General features: G+C 53.0%; 4 protein-coding genes. 3 read left to right on the top strand and 1 reads right to left on the bottom strand.

The features are described from left to right. The 3 genes from ACFWW2_RS00065 to ACFWW2_RS00055 all read left to right on the top strand — a co-directional run. A partial coding sequence (locus tag ACFWW2_RS00065; RefSeq protein WP_393925324.1) for a hypothetical protein occupies positions 1–188 on the top strand: 188 nt, incomplete at its 5' end. A gap of 168 nt (positions 189–356) precedes the next feature. Next, on the top strand, positions 357–911 hold the full coding sequence (locus ACFWW2_RS00060) for a universal stress protein (RefSeq protein ID WP_393925323.1): 555 nt from the start codon (positions 357–359) through the stop codon (positions 909–911). Between the two features lie 64 nt (positions 912–975). Then, a complete protein-coding gene (locus ACFWW2_RS00055; protein WP_393925322.1) occupies positions 976–2,478 on the top strand; it encodes an alanine/glycine:cation symporter family protein in 1,503 nt (500 codons plus the stop codon). Between the two features lie 944 nt (positions 2,479–3,422). Here ACFWW2_RS00055 and ACFWW2_RS00050 read toward each other — a convergent pair. Next, positions 3,423–3,635, bottom strand: coding sequence for a cytochrome oxidase subunit III (locus ACFWW2_RS00050; RefSeq protein ID WP_393925321.1), 213 nt, complete (start codon positions 3,633–3,635; stop codon positions 3,423–3,425). Between the last annotated feature and the right edge of the window lie 348 nt (positions 3,636–3,983).

The following is a 3,983-nucleotide window of genomic DNA, read 5'->3' as shown; positions in this document are numbered from 1 at the left end:
TTCATTTGGGACATCGCGCGGAAAACACCCTTGCCCGCCTGACCAAGCCCGCGATCTGCCTGTGCAGAACGCTGGAGACAGCGGCCAATGATAGGGGAACCCTCGGCGTACTATCGGATGAACCTCCGGCCTTAGACAGAGGCAAGCCCGCATCGGATCAGGTAAGGCGGTATCCAACCCGCGGATGAGAGCATGATAACCATCGGTTCGACACGCATGTCTCCACCGCCATGCACAGGCTACAAATTTTGACCATCCCGCGCCAGCGGGGTAGTCTCATCGTGCCGGGAAAATCAAAAACGCTCATGAGAGAGTGTCATTTCGCCCCACCCTGCAAACGACCCCTACTTGCCCCTGTGGGCCAAGCGGCTTGCCAGAATTGGTTTTTTGAGCAACTGTTATTGGCAGGACACATTGAACTCTCAGCGCACTGGACGGCGCAGTTTTCAGCGAAATACAGTTCGGAGGGGATACCTATGACGAATTCGGTCTTGGTTGCAGTAGATGGTAGCGATGGTGGCGCGCGCGCCCTTCAGTATGCAAGTGAACGGGCGAAACTGGGCGGGGCGAAGCTGATTGTGACCTATGTCATCGAATGGTCGCCATATTCATTCAATACACCCGAAGAAAATGCAGAGCGCCACAAGCGCCGCGAGGAAGAAATTGATCGGGCGACATCCAGTGTTGTGGAACCGGCCGCCGGGCAATTGGCCGCCGCTGGCATCGAATATGAAACGATTGTGCGCCACGGGCCACCTGCCGAAACATTGATTAAACTCGCTGACAAGTTTGGGGTGCAGCAGATCGTGATTGGACGGCGTGGTCAGTCGGGCATCAAGTCACTGCTGTTCGGAAGCGTCGCAGGCAACTTGGTCCAAACTTCTCCTGTGCCTGTCGTCGTCGTACCCTGATACGGCGCACAAAAGCTCACCTGCTGTTGACGGGTGAGCGAACAAGAACATGAAGGGACACGTTATGATGAGATTCCTCTTGGCGCTGACAGCTTTGCTATTTTTAGCACGGCCAGCATTTGCTGGCTTTGACGATACGATTAATGAAATCACCGCGCCCATCGCAGCGGCAGTCGGCAGTTTCGTATTCTTTAAGATCAACGTTTTCGGCGCGGGGCTTCCGTTGGTTGTCTTGTGGCTTGTGATTGGGGCGATTTTTTTCACGGTTTATCTGGGCTTCATAAACGTCAGTGGCTTCAAGCACGCGATCCAATTGGTCCGTGGGGATTACGCTGATCCTGACAGCCCCGGCGAGGTGTCGCACTTTCAAGCGCTTGCCACGGCTGTGTCCGGCACCGTCGGCATCGGTAATATTGGGGGTGTTGCCGTTGCGGTGACCATCGGTGGCGCTGGGGCCACGTTCTGGCTGATTGTCGCGGGTTTCCTGGGCATGTCCACGAAGTTTGTGGAATGTACGCTGGGCGTGAAATACCGACAGGAAAACCCCGACGGGTCTGTCTCCGGCGGTCCGATGTATTACATGCGCAAAGGGTTTGAAGAACGCGGCATGGGCGGCTTTGGCAAGTTCATGGGCACCTTCTATGCCATCGGCATCTTTGTCGGCGCCTTGGGCATTGGCAACATGTTCCAATCCAATCAGGCCTACGTGCAGTTGAACACCGTTGCAGGTGGCGCGCTTGACGGATTGGGCTGGCTGGTTGGCCTGATCCTTGCCGCGGTTGTCTTTTTGGTGATCATCGGCGGTATCAAATCCATCGCCCGCGTGACCGAAAAAATTGTGCCATTCATGGCGATTTTCTATTGTGTGTTTGCAATCATCGTCATTTTGATGAACTTCGCATCGATTCCCGCTGCAGTAGGCAACATCTTCTCCGGTGCTTTCACAGGTGCAGGCGTGCAGGGTGGTGCAATTGGTGCACTGATTATTGGTTTCCAACGCGCTGTGTTCTCGAACGAAGCTGGTATTGGATCCGCATCCATTGCACACGCCGCAGTGAAAACGCCAGAACCGGTGACCGAAGGCTATGTGTCGTTGCTGGAACCCTTCATTGACACCATCGTTATCTGTACGATCACGGCGCTGGTCATCGGAACAAGCCAAGTGGCCGATCCGAGCTTTGCCGGAGATGCAACAGGCGTTGCGATGACATCGGCTGCGTTTGAACGTCAGATCAGTTGGTTCCCACTGCCACTTGCTTTTGGTGCCCTTCTTTTTGCCTTCTCGACTATGATATCCTGGTCATATTATGGGCTCAAGGGGTGGACCTATCTGTTTGGCGAGGGCCAAATGGGGCAGACGGTCTACAAGCTGATATTCTGCGCATTTGTAGCATTGGGTTGCATGGTGCAGCTTGGGCCAATCCTGGATATCTCGGACGCGCTGGTCTTCCTGATCTGTGTGCCGAACATTCTGGGCCTTTATTTCCTTGCACCCATCGTGCGGCGTGAGATGCAAAGCTATAAGGCGCGCTTGGCCACTGGCGAGATCAAGAAGTACAGTCACTAGAGGAACAGCGACGAAGTCAGCCGCGAAGTGTCTAGACGCACTTCGTGGCTTCCTAAACTTGTGTGAGGTCAGAGCAAAACCACCCTCGCAGTGACGAACGAGCGCCTCCTTTCACTACATGTCATTGTGGAAATCGTATGGGGCCTTACTTGTTAGGCAGTCGTCACATATCCCATGGCTCAATCGCACATCTGATGTGCCTCCTGCGGCATAGTAGTCCTCTGCCTCGACCCATGACGTTTTGTTCGGCGTCTCGCTTTGGACGCGTTGGCACCAGCTGCACATCATCACAATCGGAAGGCACGAATTTTGATATGTAAGTCTTTTTAACCGTTTGAAGTCGAAGAGTGGCACTATTGGTCGAGGTCGCGAGCGATGCACAATGGAATGAAAAAGGAAACCGGTACAAGTATGCTCTTCGAAAACTGGCCGGATGTACTGTCGTATTTCACACGCTTTTTCTGGAGTGTCACATCGGAACGGCAATACCCAGCACCAGTTCGGATCTTGTGAAATTCTTGCCAAAATTAGCCGCGTTTGCTCTTGCACCTGAAGGCCTTCAATGTAGCGAAAAATACTCTGGCCGACGATTTGATCTGCCCGTAACTCAGAAGCACCGTTCTCTTTCGCAAACACGTTCCAGTTATTCTCGCCCACCGCTTGGATTGACCCATCTCGGTCTGTAGCAAACGCCAGTCCATCCATCATGTCGAGTTGCGATCCATCCATCATGCTCACCAGCCCTATACCTATCTTTCAGTACTGCACGATAGGCGGTAAACCGTTTTGACAATGATCAATGCAAAGTTGGGTATCGGCTTAGCACATCGCCTGTCGGCGAGAAGATTTGCCACCTAAGTAGACTCTTTCAACCGAAAAGCACAAAGTAGTCACCGGTTTACGATGCAGTATCAGCCCAAACTTGCCAAAAACTAGAAGCCAACTCATTTCGTTCCATCTTTGCGGAAGAAAGGAATAATGAACACAACACACGCCACGAAAAAGAAAATGCTGCCCGCCATAGCCCAAAAACTTCCGACACTTGCAACGATAAAGGAAGTTGCTGACAACATGAACAAAATCCAACCTACAAAATCGATTTGCCGATTGGTAATTCTTCGACTGCCATCATCTCTGCGATGAAAACCCAAACTCATGCTAGATTATCCCAACAAACACATTGCATGAGATTGGCACGAAGCGGCTTGAACGGCAACTTTGTCCGCGACTTGATCCCCCCGTCGAGATCCTTGCTGCGCCAGGAGCGAATGTCAGGTTTTGCCGCCGCCGCGCAGCGTCATCAGCTGAGCAAGTGCAGCGATTTTCGCTCTGCGAACGCGCAGCATAATTCTACGATGACCGGGTTGGGCTTCTGTGGTTGCCGCCCTGGATGCAAGAAGTTTTTGACTGATTGGAGGAGTGATCGCGTGCGGTCTTCTGTCAGGCCTCAGTTTGCGGCATTTTCAGAAGCCGCGGGCCGGTATGGTGATCAGCGGATTGGGTCC

The organism is Yoonia sp. R2-816, assembly GCF_046762905.1.
GTDB lineage: Bacteria > Pseudomonadota > Alphaproteobacteria > Rhodobacterales > Rhodobacteraceae > Yoonia.
Note: the sequence above shows the minus strand (reverse complement) of the source record. Positions and strands in the feature narration are given on the sequence as shown.